Raw genomic sequence first — 20,452 nt, forward strand, 5'->3', positions numbered from 1 at the left:
CAAGGCCGGTCAGACTGATCCCGGTTAGCTCAGTCGGTAGAGCAGCGGACTGTTAATCCGCGTGTCGCTGGTTCGAGTCCAGCACCGGGAGCCACTTCGATGAAAAGGCCGAGTCCTCGCGGGCTCGGCCTTTTCTCATAGCGGAATTCCGCCACATCGCTTCCGGCATCATCCGAAGGAATGGCTGTTCCGACCGAAGGCCTGATGCGTCCGCCCGCCTTCCGGCGCTACACTTTGAACCAGGAAACCCTTCGAGTCGGGATTGCGCCTGTTCAGCGGTGGAGGCGACCCATGACGATTATCCCACTCCTCTCGCGACCACCCATCTCCCAGAACGACCCCTCACGCTCCGGCGGCCCGCAGGACGGCGGGGGATGGATCGGCGCGGTGGCCGTCATCGCCCTGTCCATGGCCCTGGCGGTCGCCCTGCTCGGTATCGACTGGCATCGGATGCTGGTCCGGGGAGAGTCGGTGCTCCCGGAAAACCAGCGGTCCATGGTGGTCGCGCCGATGCCCCGCTGAATCGCGGGCCTGATGGTCCGATGACAGGTCGGACCCAGGCCCCGGATCCCTATCGGGGTTGCGGGTCGTCGTAGATCAGGCGGTTGTCCGCCGCCTCGCCGGCTGGATCGCCGATGTCGCGTTTCCATTCGCCGCACCAGTCGGTGGACAGGGTGATCGGAAAGCGTCCTTCGGTGTCGCGCGGCGTCACCTGCGGCGGAAAGCGGCGGCACAGGCCCTTCGGTCCCCTCTGGCGGATGCCCTGCCCTTCCCAGAACAGGCAGGTGTAGCAATTGTCGATTCGCTTCATCGTGGGGACGCGCTCCTTCCTTCAACGGCGGCGTCCCGGCCCGGCGACCCGGCCCGGGAGCGGCGGCAGTGTCGGTCAGCCGCCCCCTCCGCGTCGATGAAGAAATGCGCCCGCCGACGGGCGGAGAGTCACTCGTGGCGCGGCTTGCCCTTGCGCATGTCGTCGGAATGCTGGGCATAGAAAGCCTTGATATCCGCATCCAGTTCGAGCTTCCGGCGCTCGCCGGACGATCCGGCGGGCTCGTCGGCAAGACGCTGGAACTCCGCCATCGCCTGTTCGAGTTCGCGTTCGTTGTTGATGGGCATCGTCCCGTCCTTCGTGGTGTCGTTGCCTCGGGTAACGTCGCGCGGCCGGCGGAGGTTTCATGGCCCCGGCAAGGGACTCCCGTGGAATCGGAGCCCCCCTTGATGGCAGCGCCCCGACGCTCATGTTTAATTCAGGGATCGAGCAATCCGGCGTCCGGCCCGACTCGACTCCGGCACGGGAGGGAAGCATGACGGGTCGCTGGCGCCGCATCCCCTGGACCACAGCCTTCCATGCGGGTGTCCTTGCCGCCGTCTTTGCGGCGCTTCTTTCCATCACCGCGGCACGGGCGGACCAGCTCGACGCGGCGAAGCTGGCGGGTGCCCTGGTCCGCATTTCCGCCACCATCCTTCCCGACAGCCAGAGCGCCCGCTCGCTCGGCACGGAGCGCGAGGGAACCGGCGTCGTCATCGATGGCTCCGGGCTGATCCTGACGATCGGCTACACGATCCTGGAGGCGTCCCAGCTCCAGGTGACCACCGGCGAGGGGCGCGGCTACCCGGCGGAGTTCGTGGCCTACGATCAGGCCAGCGGGTTCGGCCTGCTGCGCGCCGGCATGGGCTTCAGCGCCGCCCCGGTGCGGCTCGGCGATTCCGACGCGATCAAGGAAGGCGAACGCGCCATGGTGCTCACCCGGCAGGGCTCCACCGGAGTGCAGCCGGTGCTGATCGCCGCGAAGCGCGAGTTCGCCGGCTATTGGGAGTATCTGCTGGATGAGGCGATCTTCACCACGCCGCCGATCATGGGCTTCAACGGCGCCGCCCTGATCGACCGCAAGGGCGAGTTGGTCGGGATCGGCTCGCTGATCGTGCGCGACGCGGTGCCGGCCCATGGCGGCATTCCCGGCAACATGTTCGTTCCCGTGTCCGCGCTGAAACCGATCCTGGCCGACCTGCTGGCCTTCGGCCGGCGGCAGGAGCCGGCGCGCCCCTGGCTGGGCGTTACCCTGCGCGAGGAGCAGGGCCGCCTGATGGTCGAGCGGGTCACCCCGCAGAGCCCCGCCGCGACTGTGGGAATTCAGCCGGGCGACATGATTGTCGGCGTCGCCGGCCAGCGGCCGAAAGGACTGGCGGACTTCTATCGGAAGGTCTGGGACCTCGGCCCGGCCGGCGTGACCGTGCCGCTGGAGTTGCTGCGCGGTCCCAAGCTGGAGCCGGTCGCCGTCCCCTCCGCCGACCGCTACAGCACGCTGAAGCTCAACCCGACCTTCTGAGGGCAGACATCCGGTCGCCTCGCCGTGGCCGGGCGGATGCGCTACATCCTTGGACCGTGCCCGCATCGCCAGCCAAGGAGTCCCGCCCGTGGATCATCCGGACATCGAGGTCCAAGAGAAGAAGAGGGCCTACGACGGCTATCTCAAGGTCGACGTCTACCGTCTGCGTCACAAGAAGTTCGACGGCTCCTGGACCGGCGTCCTGCCGCCGCGCGAGGTCTGCGTGCGCGGCGAGGCCGTGGGCGTCCTGCTCTACGACCCGGACCGCGACAGCGTCGTGCTGATCGAACAGTTCCGGGTCGGCTCGGCTTCGGCGGGCGGCCGGGCGTGGCTGACGGAGATCGTCGCCGGCCTTCTGGACGAGGGCGAGACGCCCGAGCAGGTGGCGCGGCGTGAGGCCATGGAAGAGGCCGGCTGCACCGTCCAGGACATCGAGATGATCTGCGACTATTACCCCAGCCCGGGCGCCTACGACGAGCATGTCACCGTCTTCTGCGGACGGGTGGACAGCCAGGGCCTCGCCGCGACCGGCGGCTGCGCGGACGAGCACGAGGACATCCGCATCATGGTCGTCCCGGCCGACGAGGCGATCCGGCTGGTCGACGAGAACCGGCTCAACAACTCCATCGCCATCATCGCGCTCGGCTGGTTCGCGCGGAACCGCGACCGGCTGCGCGGGCAGTGGATTGGAAAATAGAGGGGATCAGGAAGCGGAAAGAACGATCCTATCTCGTTCAATGCTGCATTTCACAGGCCGACCTTGAATTCCCTGGTGCGCAATCCGATAGTGTTGCCCGGCTCATCATTCGATTCGGGAGACAGTTCGTGGACATCCGCACCGGCTTCATCGGCTCCATCGGCAACACGCCGTTGATTCGGCTGGAAGGGCCGTCGAAAGCCACGGGATGCAAGATCCTGGGCAAGGCGGAATTCCTCAACCCCGGCGGCTCGGTGAAGGATCGTGCCGCCCTGGCCATCGTCCGCGACGCCGAGCGCCGGGGCCTGCTGCGCCCCGGCGGCACCATCGTCGAAGGCACGGCGGGCAACACCGGCATCGGGCTGGCGCTGGTCGGCAACGCGCTCGGCTACCGCACCGTGATCGTGATGCCGGAGACGCAGAGCCAGGAGAAGAAGGACATGCTGCGCCTGATCGGCGCCGATCTTCGTCTGGTGCCGGCGGTGCCCTACTCCAACCCCGACAACTACGTCCGCTATTCGGGCCGGCTGGCCGAGGAACTGGCGAAGACCGAGCCGAACGGCGCCGTCTGGGCCAACCAGTTCGACAATGTGGCGAACCGCGAGGGCCACCGCCTGACCACCGGTCCGGAAATCTGGACCCAGACCGAGGGGCGGATCGACGCCTTCACCTGCGCGGTCGGCAGCGGCGGCACGCTGGCCGGCGTCGGGCTGGCTCTGAAGGAGCGCAACCCGGACGTCCGCATCGTTCTGGCCGACCCGATGGGCGCCTCCCTCTACCATCACTACGCCCATGGGACGCTGAAGGCCGAGGGCAGTTCGATCACCGAAGGCATCGGCCAGGGGCGAATCACCGCCAACCTGGAGGGTGCTCCCGTCGATCAGGCGCTGCAGATTACCGACGAGGAGGCCCTTCCGGTCATCTTCGACCTGATCAAGTCGCAGGGTCTGGTGCTGGGCGGCTCGTCGGGCATCAACGTGGCGGCGGCCATCCGCATCGCCAAGGAGATGGGGCCTGGCCACACCATCGTGACGATTCTCTGCGATGGAGGGCAGCGCTACCAATCGAAGCTCTTCAATCCGGCGTTCCTGCGTGAGAAGAATCTGCCTGTGCCCGATTGGCTGGATTAGTAAACGCACCCGAGGTTCCATGGAGCTGATCTTCCGCGAGGACGCCTACGCCACCTCCTGCACCGCCACCGTGACATCCGCGGACGAGCGGGGCATCCGCCTGGACCGGACGGTCTTCTACCCCAACGGCGGCGGCCAGCCCGGCGACACCGGCCTGCTGCGCGTCGCCGGCGCCACGCTGCGCATCGTGGATACGGTGAAGGGCGACGGGCCGGACGATGTGATCCATGTGCCCGAGCCCGGCACCGCCCTGCCCGCCCCCGGCACCACGGTGGAGGCGGAGATCGACTGGGACCGCCGGCACCGCCACATGCGGATGCACACGGCGCTGCACCTCGTCTGCGCGGTCCTGCCCGGCGCTTCGATCACCGGCGCCCAGGTCGGGACGGAGCGCAGCCGGGTCGATTTCAATGTCCCGACCGAGGGGCTCGACAAGGAGGCCATCGCGGCGGCCCTGAACCGGCTGGTCGCCGCGGACACGCCGGTCGGCTCGCTGTGGATCACCGACGCGGAGCTGGACGCCAACCCCGAGCTGATCCGCACCCTGACGGTGAAGCCCCCGCGCGGCCATGGCCGCGTCCGGCTGGTGGACATCGCCGGGGTTGACCGTCAGCCCTGCGGCGGCACCCATGTGAAGCGGCTGGGCGAGATCGGCGGGCTCGACGTCGTGAAGATCGAGAACAAGGGCAAGCAGAACCGGCGCGTGATCGTCGCGCTGCGCGATTGAACGGGGAGCATTTTTCATGACCGATTCGCACATTACGCTCACCCTCCCCGGCCCGATCGTCCCGACGGGCTGGCTGGCGGACCGCCTGGGCCAGCCGGGCCTGCGCGTCCTCGACGCCTCCTGGTTCATGCCCGGCTCCGGCCGTGACCCGGGCGCCGAGTTCCTGGAGCGGCACATTCCCGGCGCTGTGCGCATCGACATCGATGAGGTGGCCCAGCCGGACACCCACCCCCTGCCGCACATGGTTCCGGACGAGGCGACCTTCGCGGCCAAGGTCGGGGCACTCGGCGTCGGCAGCAGCGACGCGGTGATCGTCTACGACAGCGCCGGCATGGCCACCGCCGCGGCGCGCGTCTGGTGGATGTTCCGCCTGTTCGGGCATGGCCGCGTCGCCGTTCTGGACGGCGGCCTGCCGAAATGGATCGCGGAGGGCCGTCCCCTGGAATCCGGTCCGGCCGATCCCGCCATGGCGGACTTCGGAGCGACGCTGCGGCCGGGCCTGCTGCGCCGGGCCGACGATGTGCTCGCCAACATCGACTCGCGGGTGGACCAGGTGGTCGACGCCCGGGCTGCCAACCGCTACGAGGGCGCCGTCGCCGAGCCCTGGCCGGGCCGCCGCAGCGGGCGCATCCCGGGCAGCCTCAACCTGCCCTTCAACGACCTGATCGATGCGGAGAGCAAGACCCTGCTGCCGCCGGAAACCATCGCGGAACGGGCGAAGGACGCCGGCCTCGACCTGGAGCGTCCCATCGTCGCGTCCTGCGGCAGCGGGGTGACCGCCTGCGTGCTCGCGCTCGGGCTGGCCGCGGCCGGCAAGGAGGACGTGGCCGTTTATGACGGTTCCTGGGCGGAATGGGGGCTGCGCAGCGACCTTCCGCTGGAGACCGGGCCCCGGAAAGCCGAACCGGTGAAGCGGTGACCGGAGTGTTGGGTATCCGCCATTACGAGCCGGCGGACCGCGACGACGTGGTGGCGCTGTGGACCGCCTGCAACCTTGTCGTGCCATGGAACGACCCGGTCGCCGACATCGCTCTTGCGGTGTCGAAGCCGAACGCCACGATCCTGATCGGCCGCGAGGGCGAGCGGACCGTGGCGTCCGTCATGGTCGGTCATGACGGGCACCGCGGCTGGTTCTACTATCTCGCGGTCGACCCCACGTGCCGCGGGAACGGTCACGGCCGGGCGATGGTCCGGGCGGCGGAGGGCTGGCTGGTGGAGGCAGGCATGCCCAAGGCGCAACTCATGGTGCGCGCGACGAACCACGCCGTGGTGGCGTTCTATGAGCGGCTGGGCTATGCCACCGGTCCCGTTACCGTGATGCAGAAATGGCTGAAGACCGATTCTCCCTGACGCCGCCTCCCCGGACGTCCCTGCCGCAGTCCCAAATCGCGGCGCCGGTGCCGCCCGGCTGCCTGTCCGTCATCGTCACCTATCTGGAGATGACGGCGCCGCCGGCCCATTCGCCCCTGCCCCGCCCGGCGGGTGACGTGGCGCTGGTGCGGGCCAACCCGCCGACCGCCTCCTACTACCGTTATCTCTACGACACGGTCGGCGAACCCTGGCTGTGGCACGAGCGGCGGCGGATGCCGATGCCGGAGTTGGGACGCATCGTCACCGACCCCCGGATCGAGATCTGGGTCCTCTACGTGAACGGCACGCCCGCCGGCTACGCCGAGATCGACCGGCGGGAGGAGGACACCGATCTCGCCTATTTCGGGCTGATCCCCGACTTCATCGGCCTGAAGCTCGGCCCCTGGCTGCTCGACACGGCGATCCGGCTGGCTTGGCAGGGCGGGACCACGCGGCTTCTCGTCAACACCTGCACCTTCGACCATCCGAAGGCGCTGCCGCTCTACCAGTCGATGGGGTTCGTGCCCTACCGGCATGTGACCCGCGAAATCCGCGATCCCCGGCTCCTCGGCTGGCTGCCGCGGACCTCGGCCCCGCACATCCCGATCAACGAGTGACGGGCCGACCTGGCCCGCTCTCCGCCGCTCCGAACGCCAGGACACCGACGCCATGACGAAGGGCATTCTGTTCGCGTTCCTGGCCTTCGCCTTCTTCGCCTGGGGCGACGCGCTGGTGAAGGCGATCGGGCATGGGCTGGACCCGTTCGAGGTCACCTTCTTCGCCTACATCATGCCGCTGCTGCTCTCCCCGGTCTTCATGACCAAGGGCGACCGGCTCGGCGACCTGTTGCGCTGGAACCGGCCCTGGCTGATGACGGTGCGGCTGGTCTTCGTGGCGGCCTCCACCCCGCTCAGCGTCATGTCGTTCCGCAGCCTTCCCTTCGCGGAAGCCTTCGCGATGATCTTCCTGATGCCCAGCCTGGTGACTCTGCTGGCGATCGTCGTGCTGAAGGAGCCGGTGCGCTGGCGCCGGCGGCTGGCCATCGGGGCGGCCTTCATCGGCGTGCTCATCGTCGCCCGACCCGGCTTCCGTGAGCTTCTCCCCGGCCATTTCGCGGCGCTGGGCTGCGCCTTCAGCTCCGCCGTCGTGGTCATCACCGGCCGGATGATCGGGCATACGGAGAAGCGCTTCACTCTGATCGGGACCGTGTTCCTGTCGACCGCCGTTGCGTCCGGCCTGTTGATGATTCCCGGTTTCGAGTGGCCGACGCGGGAGCAGTGGATACTGACGGTGGGCTTCGCCACCACGACCTTCGCCGCCCAGGCCCTGTTCACCCTGGCCGCCGCCTTCGCCCCGGCCGACCGGGTGGGGGCGGCCCAGTACAGCCAGATCCTGTGGGCGCTGGCCATCGGGGCGATCTTCTTCGACGAGTGGCCGGACCTGCTCTCGCTGGTCGGCATCGTGATCGTCGTCGGCTCCGGGCTGTTCATCTTCGCCCGCGAGCATGCCCGGCATCCCGACCCGATGCCCGAACCGGTTCCCGGCGAGGAGCCGGAGGTCAGCTCAGAATCTCTCCCAGAGCCGCGACCAGAGCGCGGTTTTCGTCCTCCCGCCCGACCGTGATGCGCAGGCAGTCGGCCAGCCCGTAATCCTGGGTGGGCTTCACCAGGATGCCGCGGCGCGCCAGATGGTCCAGCACCGCCTGGACGCCGAGCGACGGGTCGGTCGGGATGCGCGCCAGGATGAAGTTGCAGACGCTGGGATAGACGCGCACGCCGAGCTGCTCCAGCTCGTGGCTCAGCCAGGGCAGCCAGGCGCTGTTGTGGGCGAAGGTCGCCTCCTCATGCTCGGTGTCGCCGACGGCGGCCTCCGCCGCGGCCTGGGCGGCGATCCCGACGTTGAAGGGGCCGCGCGTCTGGTTGACCGCCTCGATCACCCCCGCCGGGCCATAGGCCCAGCCGACGCGCAGCCCGGCCAGCCCGTGCAGCTTGGAGAAGGTGCGCACCATCAGCACTTTGTCGGAATTCTCGACGATCGCCGTGCCGTCGCTGTAGTTGTCGCGCCGGCAATAGTCGGCGTAAGCCGAATCGAGCACCAGCAGCGTGTGCGACGGCAGGCCGGCGCGCAGCCGCAGGACCTGCTCGGATGGGATGTAGGTGCCGGTAGGGTTGTTCGGGTTGGCGAGAAAGCAGAGCTTCGTCTTCTCGTTCGCCCGGTCGATCATCGCCTCGACATCGACGACCAGATCGCGCTCCGCGGCGATGACCGGCGTTGCCCCGGCGGCGCGGATCGCCTTCATGAAGCCGCGGTAGCCATGCTCGTGGCACAGAACCTCGTCCCCCGGCCCGGCGAAGGCCTGGGTGACGAGGTGGATCATCTCGTCGGAGCCGTTGGCGCAGGTGATGTGGCCGGCGTCCAGATCATAGCGCCGGGCGATGGCGTGGCGCAGGCGGTCCTGCGACCAGTCGGGATAGCGGTGGATTTGCGCCGCCATGTGGCGGTAAGCGGTGAGCGCCTTCTTGCCGGGCCCCAACGGATTGACCGTCAGCGACAGATCGACCCAGGCGGCGCCGTCCTCCGGAGGTCGGGCGGGACGGTAGGGCTTGATCTGGCCAATTCCGGGACGGGGACTCAGCAGCTCCATCAGGCGGGCTCCGTTGTGCATAACGGCAAACAGCACGAACGGACTGCATTCAACCCGAAACCGGGGCAACCCGCCAGCGTTCCTTGCGGGTTGCGCTGGTTTACCGCGCCGGAACAAGCCGTTCCGGCGCGGTTATGAGCATCAGTGGTTCAGGATCTGGCTGAGGAACAGCTTCGTCCGGTCCGACTGCGGGTGGTTGAAGAACTCGTTGGGCGTGTTCTGCTCGACGATCTCGCCGCGGTCCATGAAGATGACGCGGTCGGCGACCGACTTGGCGAAGCCCATCTCGTGCGTGACGCAGAGCATGGTCATGCCGTCCTCGGCCAGCCCGATCATGACGTCCAGCACCTCCTTGACCATCTCGGGATCGAGGGCGGAGGTCGGCTCGTCGAACAGCATGACCTTCGGGCTCATGCACAGCGAGCGGGCGATCGCCACGCGCTGCTGCTGACCGCCGGAAAGCTGGCCGGGATATTTGTGCGCCTGCTCGGCGATGCGCACCCGCTTCAGGTAGCGCATCGCCATCTCCTCCGCCTCGGCCTTCGGCTTCTTGCGGACCCAGATGGGGGCGAGCGTGCAGTTTTCCAGCACGGTCAGGTGCGGAAACAGGTTGAAGTGCTGGAACACCATGCCGACTTCGCGGCGGACCAGTTCGATGTTCTTCAGGTTGCCGGTCAGTTCGATGCCGTCGACGACGATGGAGCCCTTCTGGTGCTCCTCAAGCCGGTTCAGGCAGCGGATCATGGTCGACTTGCCGGAACCCGAGGGGCCGCAGATGACGATCCGCTCCCCCTTGGCGACCGACAAGTCGATGTTCTTCAGGACGTGGAACTCGCCGTACCACTTGTGCACGCCCTGGCACTGGATGATCGGCTCCCCCTGGGCGAAGGTGCGCGCGGCGCCGGCGGTTTGGGCCATGGTCATCTCTTTTCCCCTTCCCTCAGCGACGATGACCGCGACGCAGGTCGCGTTCGAGCTTTTGGCTGTATTTGGACATGGAGTAGCAGAACACCCAGTAGATCACGCCGATGAACAGGTAGGCCTCGCGGTAGAAGCCGCGCCACGCCGGATCGGAGAGCGCCGCCTTGGCCGTGCCCAACAGGTCGTAGAGGCCGATGATGATGACCAGCGACGTGTCCTTGAAGAAGCTGATGAAGGTGTTCACCAGCGGCGGGATGGAGATGGCGAGCGCCTGCGGCAGGATGATCTTGCCCATCGCCTGCCAGTAGTTCAGGCCGAGAGCGTCCGCCGCCTCGTACTGCCCCTTCGGAATGGCCTGGAGACCGCCGCGGATCGCTTCCGCCATATAGGCGGCGGCGAACATGATGAAGGCGATCTGGGCACGCAGCAGCTTGTCGAAGTTCACGCCGGTCGGCAGGAACAGCGGGAACATCACCGAGGCCATGAACAGCAGGCTGATCAGCGGCACGCCGCGGATCAGCTCGATGTAGGTCACCGAGATGACGCGGATGGCGGGAAGCTGCGAGCGCCGCCCGAGGGCCAGCAGGACCGACGCCGGGAAGGCCACCGACAGGCCGACCACCGACAGCATCAGCGTCAGCGGCAGGCCGCCCCACAGCGTGTTCTCGACATAGGTCAGGCCCAGAACGCCGCCCCACATCAGCACGCCCACCGCGGTCAGGCCGGCGATCCAGACGAGGGCCAGCCAGGGCTTCCAGAAGCGGCGGTCGCAACTCGCCAGCACCAGCGCGATGATGATCACGATGGTGACCAGGGGCCGCCACTGCTCGTCGTACGGGAAGGTGCCGAACATGACGAAGCGCAGCTTCTCGCTGACGAAGGTCCAGCAGGCGCCGCCCTCCTGCCGGCACACCTGGGGCGGCGTGCCGAAGCTGTTGGCGCTGAAGATCAGCCAGTCGAGAAGCGGCGGAATCGCCTTGAACAGCAGCCAAGCGATCAGGATCGTCAGGAGCGCGTTGTACCAGGTGTTGAACAGATTGTTGCGCAGCCACGCCACGGGGCCGACGGTGTTGGACGGCGGACGCTCGTCGGGGATGCTTCCGGTGGAGACGTTACCGGTATGGACGTTGTCTGTCATGGCCGTCAGCGCTCCACCAGCGCGATGCGCTTGTTGTACCAGTTCATGAAGATCGAGATGCCCAGGCTGATGACCAGATAGGTGCCCATGATCATCGCCACGCCCTCGATCGCCTGACCGGTCTGGTTCAGCGTCGTGTTGGCGATCGACACCAGATCCGGGTAGCCGATGGCGAGCGCCAGGGAGCTGTTCTTGGTCAGGTTCAGATACTGGCTGGTCAGCGGCGGCACGATCACCCGCAGCGCCTGCGGCAGGACGACGAGCCGCAGCGTCTTGCCGCTGTCGATGCCGAGGGCTCTTGCGGCTTCCGTCTGGCCCCAGTTGACCGCCAGGATGCCGCTGCGCACCACCTCGGCGATGAAGGCGGCGGTGTAGACGACCAGCCCGACCAGGATCGCGAAGAACTCCGGGGTGAGGACCACGCCGCCGACGAAGTTGAAGCCCTGCAGCTTCGGAACGTCCAGCGCCGTCGGCGCGCCACCGGCGATGTAGGCGATCAGCGGCAGGCCGATCAGCAGACCCAGGCTCGCCGTTCCGATCGGGAAGGGCTGGCCCGTCCGCTCCTGCCGGGCCTTGGCCCAGCGCCGCAGGAAGATCACGCCGATCACCGCGATGGCGAGCGCGAAGCCCATCGTGCCCCACACCGGGTCGGCGGAGGGCACCGGCACGAACAAGCCGCGCTGCGACAGGAACACGCCGGGAATCGGGTTCAGCGCCTGCCGCACCGGCGGCATGCTTTCCGACACCAGCGCGTACCAGAAGAAGAGCTGGAGCAGCGGCGGAATGTTGCGGACGATCTCCACGTAGGTGGAGGCCAGCTTGGCGATCAGCCAGTTGCTCGACAGGCGGGCGACGCCGATCAGCGTGCCCAGCACGGTCGCAAGCACGACGCCGATGATCGACACTTTCAGCGTGTTCAGCACGCCGACCAGGAAGGCCCGGCCGTAGCTGTCCCGCGGATGATAATCGATCAGGCTCTCACCGATGCCGAACGAGGCCTCGCGTTCCAGGAATCCGAATCCCGTCGCGATGGACCGCTTCGACAGGTTGTCGAGCGTGTTGTGGATCAGGAACCAGCCGACCGCGATGACGATGCCGACCACCAGAACCTGGTAGAACACGGCACGGACCGTCGGGTCGCTGAGGGAAAATGAAACACCGCCAGGCGCGCTTGGGCGCGCGGTGTCCCGGGTCTCGCTGGCCACGGTTCTCTCCCCTCACCAGCATGGCGTAAGCGCGCCGGCCGCCTCCCGAACGTCCGCCGCAACCTGCGCCACGTATATCGTCTCCCAAACGGGCCTGCGGCACGGGCATTGATTCTTGTCGCCCTGCAACCGCCGCGCCCGTCGTCAAAAAAAGGAAGGACCGCGGGCCTCCCTGTGGTCCGCGGTCCCCCTTTCCGTCCTCAGCGGATCGGCATCGCGTACTGCAGACCGCCGTTGGTCCACAGCGCGTTCAGGCCGCGCTCCAGCTTCAGCGGCGTCTTCAGGCCGACGTTGCGCTCGAAGATCTCACCATAGTTGCCCATGGTCTTGATGACGTTGTAGGCCCACTTCTCGTCCAGGCCCAGCGCCTTGCCCATGCCCGGCGAGGTGCCGAGGATGCGCTGGATCTCCGGGTTCTTGCTGTTCACGAACTCGTCGACGTTCTTGGACGTGATGCCCATCTCTTCGGCCTGGATCGTGGCGTAGACGGTCCACTTCACCACATCGAACCACTGGTCGTCACCATGGCGGACGGCGGGGGCCAGCGGTTCTTTGGAGATGATCTCCGGGAGGATGATGTGGTCGTCCGGAACCGGGGCCACGCCGGCGCGGGTGCCGGCCAGGCCGGAGGCGTCGGTCGTCAGCACGTCGCAGCGGCCGGCGAAGTAGGCGGCGTTCACCTCGTCGTTCGACTCGATGACGACCGGGTTGTAGGACATGTTGTTGGAGCGGAAATAGTCCGCCAGATTCAGTTCGGTCGTGGTGCCGGCCTGGACGCAGACGGTGGCGCCGTTCAGCTCCTTGGCGCTCTTCACGCCGAGCTTCTTGTTCACCATGAAGCCCTGGCCGTCATAATAGGTGACCGGGGCGAAGTTCAGGCCGACCGAGGTGTCGCGGGTCAGCGTGACGGTGGTGTTGCGCGACAGCAGATCGACCTCGCCCGACTGGATGGCGGGGAAGCGCTGCTGGGCCGACAGCGGGGTGAACTTGACCTTGTTGGGATCGTTGAACAGCGCAACCGCGACCGCGCGGCAGTAATCGACATCGAGACCGGTCCAGTTGCCCGAGCTGTCGGGGTTGCCGAAGCCCGGAAGGCCGGCGTTCACGCCGCACTGGACGAAGCCGCGGCCCTTGACGGCGTCCAGCGTCGGACCGGCCTGGGCGCCGGTCACGGCGCCGAACACCACGGCCGCGGCAGCAGCGGCGAGGATTCCCGATTTCATATTAAGCTCCACCCTGTTCTTGCGTTTTTACGCTTAGGTTCATGCATTGCGCGTCCCGCATGGCGGACACGCGCGTGTGACAAGAGTGCACCAACAGCATCCGGCTTGTCGAATCATCCTTAAGCCGTGCATTTGGCTTGGTTATCCCTTACAGAGGCTTAGGGAAAAGAATCTTTGGTGGCCGGGTCCATCTCGGAATGTCGGGATGTGGCCGCCATCACTGTTGTTGCGGGAAGACCCATGAAAGACGCACGAAAAGATACGATCCTCGGACACGCCGGGCGCTGCCCGCGCGAGAATCACGGAATCGTGAATCCGCCGGTCTACCATTGCTCGACGGTGCTGTTTCCGACGCTGGAAGATCTGGAGGCGGGCGACCAGGCGCCTTTCGACCGCATCAACTACGGGCGCATCGGGACTCCGACCACGCTGGCCTTCGAACAGGCGGTGGCCGAGCTTGAGGGCGCCTATCGCGCGGTGAACACGGGATCGGGGCTGAACGCCATCGCCACGGCGCTCATCGCCTTCACCAAGACGGGCGACCATGTTCTGATCACCGACAGCGCCTATGGCCCGACCCGCCGATTCGCCAACGACACGCTGGTGCCCTACGGCGTGGAGGTCGAGTATTTCGACCCCACCATCGGCGCCGGCATCACCGCGTTGCTAAAGCCGAACACCAGCGTGGTGTTCCTCGAATCGCCGGGCTCCCTGACCTTCGAGGTGCAGGATGTCCCGGCCATCGCGGCGGCGGCCAAGACCGTGGGCGCCACGGTGATGATCGACAACACCTGGGCCACCCCCCTCTTCTTCCAGCCGCTGCGGCACGGGGTGGACGTGTCGATCCACTCGGCCACCAAATACATCGTCGGCCACGCCGACGCGATGCTGGGCGTGATCTCCTGCGCCACCGAGGAGCACTGGCTGGCGGTGAAGAAGGCCGCCACGCGGACGGGCACCTGCGCCGGTCCGGACGACATCTATCTGGGGCTGCGCGGCCTGCGCACGCTCTCCGTCCGCCTGAAGCAGCACGAGGAAAGCGCGCTCGCCCTCGCCGGCTGGCTGTCGAAGCAGCCCGAGGTCACGCGCATCCTGCATCCGGCCTTCCCCGACTGTCCGGGCCACGCGTTGTGGAAGCGCGACATCGGGCGCTCCTCCGGCCTGTTCTCCATCGTCATGAACGCGGTGCGGAAGCCGGCCCTGTCGGCCATGCTGAATTCCCTGGAACTGTTCGGAATGGGATACAGCTGGGGCGGGTTCGAGAGCCTGATCCTGCCGACGCGTCCTGCCGCCGTCCGCACGGCGACCCGCTGGACCGATCCCGGCACCGTTCTGCGCCTGCACGCCGGTCTGGAGGACGTGGACGATCTCATCCGGGATCTGGACGGCGCTTTCACCCGCCTGAGGGCCGCGCTGTAACGGGTGCAACCGGACGAGCGGCACATGCACGAGGATTGGACATCATGACGGACGCCACCGCCACCGCGCCCGGGCCCGCATCCGAGCCCGCATTCGACGACGTGATCGCCGCCATCGCCTTCAACGCCGACGGGTTGGTCCCCGCCATCGCCCAGGCCGAAGGAAGCGGCGAGATCCTGATGATGGCCTGGATGAACCGCGAGGCCGTTCTGGAAACGCTGCGCACGGGGCGCGTCTGCTACTGGTCGCGGTCCCGCAAGGGGTTGTGGCGCAAGGGCGAGACCTCCGGCCAGATGCAGCGGCTGAAGGATTTCCGCGTCGATTGCGACGGCGACACCCTGCTGGTGATCGTGGAGCAGGACGGCGTGGCCTGCCACACCGGGCGCCGCAGCTGTTTCTACCGCGCGTTGCGCGATGGGAAGCTCGCCATCACTCAGGACGTTGAAACCGATCCTTCGGTTCTCTACGGACACACGCACAAGTAAGACGCTAAACCTTCGCTGCAATGCGAAAAGTGTTTGATCTATGTCAACGTAGCCCGGGGCGGGAAGAGGTAGAACGCTCTTGTCTCTAACCCTCCCTGTATTCGCCTATGCCGGGGGTTCCAATGGAACCCTCGGCTATTTTTTTGTTCAAAGTCAAAGCCGGTCCGGTTGCAGCGGACCGATAAAATTATCGCAGATTGATACAGATCAACGAAGCGGGCCGCCCAAACAGTTAAACAGTGCTTGTCTCTAACCCTCCCTGTATTCACTTAACCGGAGATCCACTGGATCTCCGGTTTTTTCTTTTGGGGGCGGCGGAGTTAGGGATTGCATTACGGGCGGTGGCGCGTGCGGGTCCAGCGCATGACCGCTCCGATCACGGACAGCGGGACGACGATCACCGCTCCGATCAGGATGTAGGGCAGCGCCCAATGGAACATGTCCGCGGCGAGCCGGGCGATGTCCTGTATGGTGTCCCAACTGTTGGTCAGGATGCTAGCCGGATTGATGTCCAGGAAGGACAGAACCAACCCGACCACGAAGCACAGCAGAAGCGTTCTGACGATCCAACCCACCAAGACATCACCTCGTGTTGACGGCCGATCGGCGCGGGGGTGCTCGGGCGCCCCGTGAAACGTCACCGGCACGGGGAGCGTTCCTTGCGGTAGATGGTTACGGCAGCGGCGCATGCGAACGCCTCGGCTCCGCCTCGCGCGGGCGCGTTCGGGTTATCCCCATTTTCTGTGGATAACTTTGTGGATGAGTCCCCAAGCCTGTTGGAGTGGCGATATCTTGCCGTCATGCCCCCAAATTGGGCATGGTCATCGCGAGGCGAAACCATTGGATACACTGCAAATCGTCAGTGTCGTACCGCAACCAAAGGCTTCATGTCCCCTTTGCCTACGACAAAAAGGATATGGGGATAACTGTGTTGACCGTTTGGGAATCGGAAGCGCGTCCGGTGGCGGGAATCCACCGACGGCGCTCATCGATCGGGACGATGTGCTGTTTCAAAGGAAGGTGGCGACCCCAGCAGGATTCGAACCTGCGACCTATCGCTTAGAAGGCGATTGCTCTATCCAACTGAGCTATGGGGCCCCGGTCCGGCTCAGAAGCGCGGACGGTCCATGCGGAAATTGTCGGCGTAGTTGCGCGGGCGGACGCGGCGGACCGGCGCATCCTGGACCGTGTAGTCCCAGCCCTTGCGCTGGGCGAAGGCAACCGCCTCCTCGGACGTCTCGAAACCGATCCGCACCTGGTTCAACGTGTCGCCGGAGCTGATCCAGCCCATCAGCGGCTCCGGACGGCGCGGAGTCTCGATCTCGTACTCCAGAAGCCAACGATGCGTCTTGGCACGCCCGGACTGAGTGGCCGCTTTGCTCGGCTGGTAGATCCGGACCTTCATGACGCGGCATCTCCTCTGATACGTGCGTGGTGCATCGTTCGAATTTCGTTGGTCGGGGCGCCCGGATTCGAACCGGGGGCCTCCAGTACCCAAAACTGGCGCGCTGACCAGACTGCGCTACGCCCCGACGTCGCGCAGTGGAATACACGAACCCCGCGCGGACGGCAAGACGCAGCCGCATCTATCCCGCAGGGTGGTGCTTCCGTATGATGCCGCCCCTTTCGACAGCGTCGGCCGCCTTTTCCGTGAACACCCCGTCCATGCCGCCTTCCCGTCTCGCCCTCTTCGTCTCCGCGCTGGACGACACGCCCTCCGGCCGCGCCGCGGTGGCCTTGGCCGATGCCCTGCGACGGCGCGGCTGCGCGCTCGATGTGGTGGCGCCGATGGGGGGTGGACCGTTGCGGGCGGCGCTGCATCCCGGCATCGGCCAGATCGATTTGGCCAAGCGCCACACCGCCGGTTCGGTCCTCGCTCTCGCGCGGATCGTCGCCGAGCGGCGGCCGGTCGGGCTGATCGGGGTGGGGACGGATGCCGGGCTCGTCGCCCTTGGCGCCGTTCGGCTGGCGCGGCAGGGCACGCCCGCGGCGGTGCTGGAGGAACCACCGTCGTCCGATGGCGTGTTGCGGCGCACCCTGCGGGGGTGGCTGCACCCGGGCGCCGCCGCAGTGGTGAGCGGTTCGACCACCGACCCCGAGGCGGCCGCCCGGCTCTTCCTGACCGCCTTCGGGTTTCCCGACGACCACCGTTAACGCGGCGGCGCCATCACTTTGCTGTGCCGAACGCCGCGTGCGCCACACGGTCGCCCGGACGGATGCCCAGGCGCGCGCTCATGCCGCCGTTGATTTCCAGGATGCCTTTCACCGGACCGGCGGAGTTGACCGCGTCCAGCGATTGCGGCACGGCGTTGGCGTGGATGTTCACGATGCGGCCGTCGGCCCCGATGAAGATCATGTCGAGCGGGATCAGCGTGTTCTTCATCCAGAAGCTGGCCGGCTGCGGACGGTCGTAGGTGAACAGCATGCCGGCGTCGGCGGCCATCTTCTCACGGAACATCAGCCCCTGCGCCTGCTGCGCCGGGGTTTCCGCCAACTCCACGTCGAAGCGGTACTTGCCGCCGCCCGCCGTCTCGACTGTCAGGGTGGAGCGCGCGAAGCTCTCCAACGCCGTCGCCGGCAGGGCCGACAGCAGAATCGCGGCCCCCATCAGAAGCCCACCCAAGAGGCCACGCACAGCCCGTCCGATCATCGCGACCAACCCATTCCTTGACGTTCAGAGCTTGGACGATGCCGCCGCGATGCGCGGCTGTCCAGCGGCCTCTTCGGCGGCGTTACGCCGCCGTCCGGTCGGTCGCGGTGGTGTAGATGTCCTTGGTCAACGGCTTGACCTGCTTGATCTGATAGCCGGGGCGGGCGCTGAAGCGGCGGATGGCGCGCTCCCCGGCTTCCCGGTCGCTTTCGGCCCAGACGAGATAGTCGCGCCCGCGCGCCCACTCGACGGCCAAAGGGTGCAGCGCGTCGATCTCGCCGACCTGGGTGTTGACGACGGTCACCAGCCATTCCCGGTCGTTCGGATTGCGCCGGTCGGTCAGAATCAGGAGCTGTGGCCGCTGCTTGGTCTGCGCCTCGGACAGGCGTCGCTGGATCTCCGACTGCTTGCGGCGCGCCTCCACCGTGTCGGCCATGCACTCGTCGATTTCCTTGGCGAGGTTCTCTTCCTCGCGCTGGAGTCTGCGGATCGTCGCTTCCAGCTTGCCGATGGTGTCCTTGGCGGCGCGCATGCGGCTGCGGCTCTGCGCCATCTGAGCATCGACCGCGAGGAGCACGTTGCCCAGCCACGCTCCGATGGCGATGATCCCGAGGATGATGAGGAAATTGATCATCATGATGCGGGCGCCCTGATCCGGCCGGGGTTGGGGCGGCCCTGCGTCTTCTGGAACGTCTTGGTGAAGCCCATCTTGAACGGGAACGCCACCTCGACGAGTTGTCTGGCCTCCTCCGCGTTGGATGCCCAGACCTCCGCCACGTTGGCGCAGCGCCAGATCGGGTTGACCTGGGACTTGTCCCCGCCGGAGGACGCCTTCTCCTGGGCGACGTTCACCAGGAACTTCGACAGGCCAGCCTGGGGATCGCCCACCTCATGCACGAACACCGGCGGCTGGAGGGCGATGTCCGCGATCGCCCGCTCCATCTTGCGGTTTTCGGTTTCCGCGCGGTGCTTCTCCGCGGACACCTGGTTGCGCCGCTGCACCTTGCCGTTCACCCGGTCCTGGATTTCGTGGATCTCCGAATGAAGGACGTAGATGCGGTTCTCAAGCTGGCCGATGCCGGCCGAGCGGTGAAGGAATTCGGGCAGGAAGCGCTTCAGCATCATGGCGACCGGGACGGCGGCCAGCATCATCGCGGCGATGGTCAGCAGGAGCAAGGTGGTGTTGGACATCGGCGGCCTGCCCCCTCTCCTTCTCTGCGGCTTCCGGTCTCCGGCATGACGCGGATGGTCGGATCGGCCTGCGGACAGCGCGAGTCGCGCGAATCAGGCTGGCCGATTCGTCCCATTACGTCAACTGCGTGACATACGTGAATGAAAAACTTTCCAAAGATTATCCAGTACGGACCATCTTCGCAATTGCCGCAGCGGCAACGCGACGCACCTCGTCGCGCAGCGGGCCGGGACGCGGCGCGTCGGCCAGGGTGGTGAACCAATGCTCGGGCGGGTTGCGCCCGGCAGCACGCGACCAGGAGAGCGCCCGCAGCACGCCTTCCGCCTCCGGCGTCGGCGGCACCGCCGGGTCGATGCCGTTCAGCACCGCCCAGATCCCCGCCCAGCAGCGCCCGACGGACCAGGGATTGTAGCCGCCGCCGCCAACCACCATCAGGCGCGGCGCCAGCCCCATCAGGGCGCGCACCGCCCGCCACAGCGCGCCGTTCGACAGCTCCAGCCGGCTCAGCGGGTCTTCGGCCAGCGCGTCGGCCCCGGTCTGGATGACCAGCGCCTGGGGGTGGAACGCCCTCCCCACCGGCAGGATCGCCGCCTCCAGAAGGTGATCCATCTCCGTGTCGTTGAACCCCGGCGGGACCGGCAGATTGAAGGCCAGAGCGCCGGGCCGATCCTCCGCCTTGCCGGTGAAGGGCCAGCGACCATCCTCGTGGACCGACAGGGTCAGCACGCGGTCGTCGTCGGCGAAGGCGTCCTCCACCCCGTCACCGTGGTGGGCGTCGAGGTCGACGTAGAGCACCCGGTCAATTCCGGAATCGAGCAGAGCCAGGATGCCCAGCACCGGGGCGTTGAGATAGCAGAAGCCGCTGGCCCGCCCGGGGCGGGCGTGGTGGGTGCCGCTGGCCGGGCTGTAGACAATGCCGGCGGGCACCTCCGCCAGCAGGCGCCCGGCCAGGATGGCGGCACCGGTGCTGATGGCCGGTCGGCGGTACATCTCCGGGAAGACGGGATTTTCCAACCGGCCGAGGTTGTAGCGCTCCCCCGTTTCGGCATCCACCCGCTGGTCCGCCTCCGCGCGGTGGAGGGCGGCGAGGTAGTCCGGGCTGTGGAAGCGCCCCAGCTCCTCCGGCGTCGCCAGCGGGCTGTCGCGGTAGACCGCGTCGGGCAGCCAGCCCATGGCGCGGCTGAGGTCGATGGCGGTGGACACCCGCGGGATGGCCAGCGGGTGCTTCGCGCCATAGCTGGACCCCCGGTAGATCTCGCTGCCCAGAAACAGCGGGCGGCCGGGAAACATTGGCGGAGATTCGTTCGGAAAATCGGTCGGCATGGGGTGGAGAGGTGGAGCCGC

The 20,452-nt window shown here is 67.0% G+C and carries 25 protein-coding genes and 3 tRNA genes; 13 read left to right on the forward strand and 15 right to left on the reverse strand.

The genetic code is table 11. The features are described from left to right. Positions 1-18 precede the first annotated feature (18 nt). Both D3869_RS00575 and D3869_RS00580 read left to right on the forward strand, forming a co-directional pair. Positions 19-94, forward strand: a tRNA-Asn gene (locus D3869_RS00575). Positions 95-291: 197 nt separating this feature from the next. Beyond that, positions 292-522 (forward strand): hypothetical protein, encoded by a 231-nt coding sequence (locus tag D3869_RS00580; protein ID WP_137138518.1) that lies wholly within the window; start codon positions 292-294, stop codon positions 520-522. Positions 523-571: 49 nt separating this feature from the next. Here D3869_RS00580 and D3869_RS00585 read toward each other — a convergent pair whose 3' ends face one another. After that, positions 572-811 (reverse strand): hypothetical protein, encoded by a 240-nt coding sequence (locus D3869_RS00585; protein ID WP_014240444.1) that lies wholly within the window; start codon positions 809-811, stop codon positions 572-574. A 128-nt stretch (positions 812-939) separates the two neighbouring features. Next, entirely contained in the window at positions 940-1,116 is a 177-nt protein-coding gene (locus tag D3869_RS32930) for a hypothetical protein (protein WP_175426368.1), read from the reverse strand. A gap of 188 nt (positions 1,117-1,304) precedes the next feature. Here D3869_RS32930 and D3869_RS00590 point away from each other — a divergent pair, with 188 nt between their 5' ends. From D3869_RS00590 to D3869_RS00625, 8 genes are all read left to right on the forward strand, one after another. After that, positions 1,305-2,327 (forward strand): S1C family serine protease, encoded by a 1,023-nt coding sequence (locus D3869_RS00590; protein WP_137138519.1) that lies wholly within the window; start codon positions 1,305-1,307, stop codon positions 2,325-2,327. 88 nt (positions 2,328-2,415) lie between these two features. Further along, on the forward strand, positions 2,416-3,024 hold the full coding sequence (locus D3869_RS00595; RefSeq protein ID WP_137138520.1) for an NUDIX domain-containing protein: 609 nt from the start codon (positions 2,416-2,418) through the stop codon (positions 3,022-3,024). 128 nt (positions 3,025-3,152) lie between these two features. After that, entirely contained in the window at positions 3,153-4,154 is a 1,002-nt protein-coding gene (locus D3869_RS00600) for a cysteine synthase A (RefSeq protein ID WP_137138521.1), read from the forward strand. 19 nt (positions 4,155-4,173) lie between these two features. Further along, positions 4,174-4,881: an alanyl-tRNA editing protein gene (locus D3869_RS00605; protein WP_137138522.1), complete on the forward strand. Its 708-nt coding sequence runs from the start codon at positions 4,174-4,176 to the stop codon at positions 4,879-4,881. 16 nt (positions 4,882-4,897) lie between these two features. After that, positions 4,898-5,800 (forward strand): 3-mercaptopyruvate sulfurtransferase, encoded by a 903-nt coding sequence (gene sseA, locus D3869_RS00610; RefSeq protein ID WP_137138523.1) that lies wholly within the window; start codon positions 4,898-4,900, stop codon positions 5,798-5,800. Continuing rightward, positions 5,797-6,231 (forward strand): GNAT family acetyltransferase, encoded by a 435-nt coding sequence (locus D3869_RS00615; RefSeq protein ID WP_137138524.1) that lies wholly within the window; start codon positions 5,797-5,799, stop codon positions 6,229-6,231. The genes sseA and D3869_RS00615 overlap by 4 nt, the downstream gene beginning before the upstream one ends. Further along, entirely contained in the window at positions 6,207-6,848 is a 642-nt protein-coding gene (locus D3869_RS00620) for a GNAT family N-acetyltransferase (protein WP_137138525.1), read from the forward strand. Before D3869_RS00615 ends, D3869_RS00620 begins: the two co-directional genes overlap by 25 nt. A gap of 52 nt (positions 6,849-6,900) precedes the next feature. Continuing rightward, on the forward strand, positions 6,901-7,854 hold the full coding sequence (locus D3869_RS00625; RefSeq protein WP_137138526.1) for a DMT family transporter: 954 nt from the start codon (positions 6,901-6,903) through the stop codon (positions 7,852-7,854). On the opposite strand, the gene D3869_RS00630 is transcribed toward D3869_RS00625, so the two are convergent. From D3869_RS00630 to D3869_RS00650, 5 genes are all read right to left on the reverse strand, one after another. Next, positions 7,790-8,875: a pyridoxal phosphate-dependent aminotransferase gene (locus D3869_RS00630; protein WP_137138527.1), complete on the reverse strand. Its 1,086-nt coding sequence runs from the start codon at positions 8,873-8,875 to the stop codon at positions 7,790-7,792. The genes D3869_RS00625 and D3869_RS00630 overlap by 65 nt on opposite strands. Before the next feature lie 141 nt (positions 8,876-9,016). Next, on the reverse strand, positions 9,017-9,793 hold the full coding sequence (locus D3869_RS00635) for an amino acid ABC transporter ATP-binding protein (protein ID WP_014240433.1): 777 nt from the start codon (positions 9,791-9,793) through the stop codon (positions 9,017-9,019). A 22-nt stretch (positions 9,794-9,815) separates the two neighbouring features. Next, positions 9,816-10,934 carry an amino acid ABC transporter permease gene (locus D3869_RS00640; RefSeq protein WP_137138528.1) on the reverse strand — a complete coding sequence of 373 codons (1,119 nt, stop codon included), beginning with the start codon at positions 10,932-10,934 and terminating at the stop codon, positions 9,816-9,818. Positions 10,935-10,939: 5 nt separating this feature from the next. Beyond that, entirely contained in the window at positions 10,940-12,139 is a 1,200-nt protein-coding gene (locus D3869_RS00645) for an amino acid ABC transporter permease (RefSeq protein ID WP_137138529.1), read from the reverse strand. A gap of 200 nt (positions 12,140-12,339) precedes the next feature. Further along, the gene (locus tag D3869_RS00650; RefSeq protein ID WP_137138530.1) at positions 12,340-13,362 is read right to left on the reverse strand and encodes an amino acid ABC transporter substrate-binding protein; all 1,023 of its coding nucleotides are present in this window, start codon (positions 13,360-13,362) and stop codon (positions 12,340-12,342) included. A 240-nt stretch (positions 13,363-13,602) separates the two neighbouring features. Between D3869_RS00650 and metC the strand changes: the two genes are divergently transcribed. Together metC and hisI are read left to right on the forward strand one after the other, a co-directional pair. Beyond that, a complete protein-coding gene (metC, locus tag D3869_RS00655) occupies positions 13,603-14,781 on the forward strand; it encodes a cystathionine beta-lyase (RefSeq protein WP_137138531.1) in 1,179 nt (392 codons plus the stop codon). A gap of 44 nt (positions 14,782-14,825) precedes the next feature. After that, the gene (gene hisI, locus D3869_RS00660) at positions 14,826-15,266 is read left to right on the forward strand and encodes a phosphoribosyl-AMP cyclohydrolase (protein ID WP_137138532.1); all 441 of its coding nucleotides are present in this window, start codon (positions 14,826-14,828) and stop codon (positions 15,264-15,266) included. Between the two features lie 332 nt (positions 15,267-15,598). Here the strand turns inward: hisI and D3869_RS00665 are convergent, their stop codons facing one another. The 4 genes from D3869_RS00665 to D3869_RS00680 form a co-directional block, all read right to left on the reverse strand. Next, positions 15,599-15,841, reverse strand: a complete 243-nt coding sequence (locus tag D3869_RS00665) for a DUF6460 domain-containing protein (protein ID WP_247895669.1) — start codon at positions 15,839-15,841, stop codon at positions 15,599-15,601. Between the two features lie 446 nt (positions 15,842-16,287). Then, positions 16,288-16,364 (reverse strand) — tRNA-Arg (locus D3869_RS00670). Positions 16,365-16,374: 10 nt separating this feature from the next. Then, positions 16,375-16,671, reverse strand: coding sequence for an ETC complex I subunit (locus D3869_RS00675; protein WP_014240426.1), 297 nt, complete (start codon positions 16,669-16,671; stop codon positions 16,375-16,377). A gap of 49 nt (positions 16,672-16,720) precedes the next feature. Next, a tRNA-Pro gene (locus D3869_RS00680) sits at positions 16,721-16,798 on the reverse strand. Positions 16,799-16,931: 133 nt separating this feature from the next. On the opposite strand from D3869_RS00680, the gene D3869_RS00685 reads away from it, so the two are divergent. Next, the gene (locus tag D3869_RS00685) at positions 16,932-17,420 is read left to right on the forward strand and encodes a hypothetical protein (RefSeq protein ID WP_137138534.1); all 489 of its coding nucleotides are present in this window, start codon (positions 16,932-16,934) and stop codon (positions 17,418-17,420) included. A 13-nt stretch (positions 17,421-17,433) separates the two neighbouring features. On the opposite strand, the gene D3869_RS00690 is transcribed toward D3869_RS00685, so the two are convergent. From D3869_RS00690 to D3869_RS00705, 4 genes are all read right to left on the reverse strand, one after another. Further along, positions 17,434-17,874 (reverse strand): DUF192 domain-containing protein, encoded by a 441-nt coding sequence (locus tag D3869_RS00690; RefSeq protein ID WP_247895670.1) that lies wholly within the window; start codon positions 17,872-17,874, stop codon positions 17,434-17,436. A 124-nt stretch (positions 17,875-17,998) separates the two neighbouring features. Beyond that, complete coding sequence (locus D3869_RS00695) at positions 17,999-18,553, reverse strand: hypothetical protein (protein ID WP_137138536.1); 555 nt, start codon at positions 18,551-18,553, stop codon at positions 17,999-18,001. Continuing rightward, positions 18,550-19,107 (reverse strand): hypothetical protein, encoded by a 558-nt coding sequence (locus tag D3869_RS00700; protein WP_137138537.1) that lies wholly within the window; start codon positions 19,105-19,107, stop codon positions 18,550-18,552. The genes D3869_RS00695 and D3869_RS00700 overlap by 4 nt, the downstream gene beginning before the upstream one ends. A gap of 160 nt (positions 19,108-19,267) precedes the next feature. Further along, entirely contained in the window at positions 19,268-20,398 is a 1,131-nt protein-coding gene (locus tag D3869_RS00705; RefSeq protein WP_247895671.1) for an acetoin utilization protein AcuC, read from the reverse strand. Positions 20,399-20,452: the final 54 nt, after the last annotated feature.

Source organism: Azospirillum brasilense (assembly GCF_005222205.1).
In the GTDB taxonomy this organism is placed as follows: domain Bacteria; phylum Pseudomonadota; class Alphaproteobacteria; order Azospirillales; family Azospirillaceae; genus Azospirillum; species Azospirillum brasilense_G.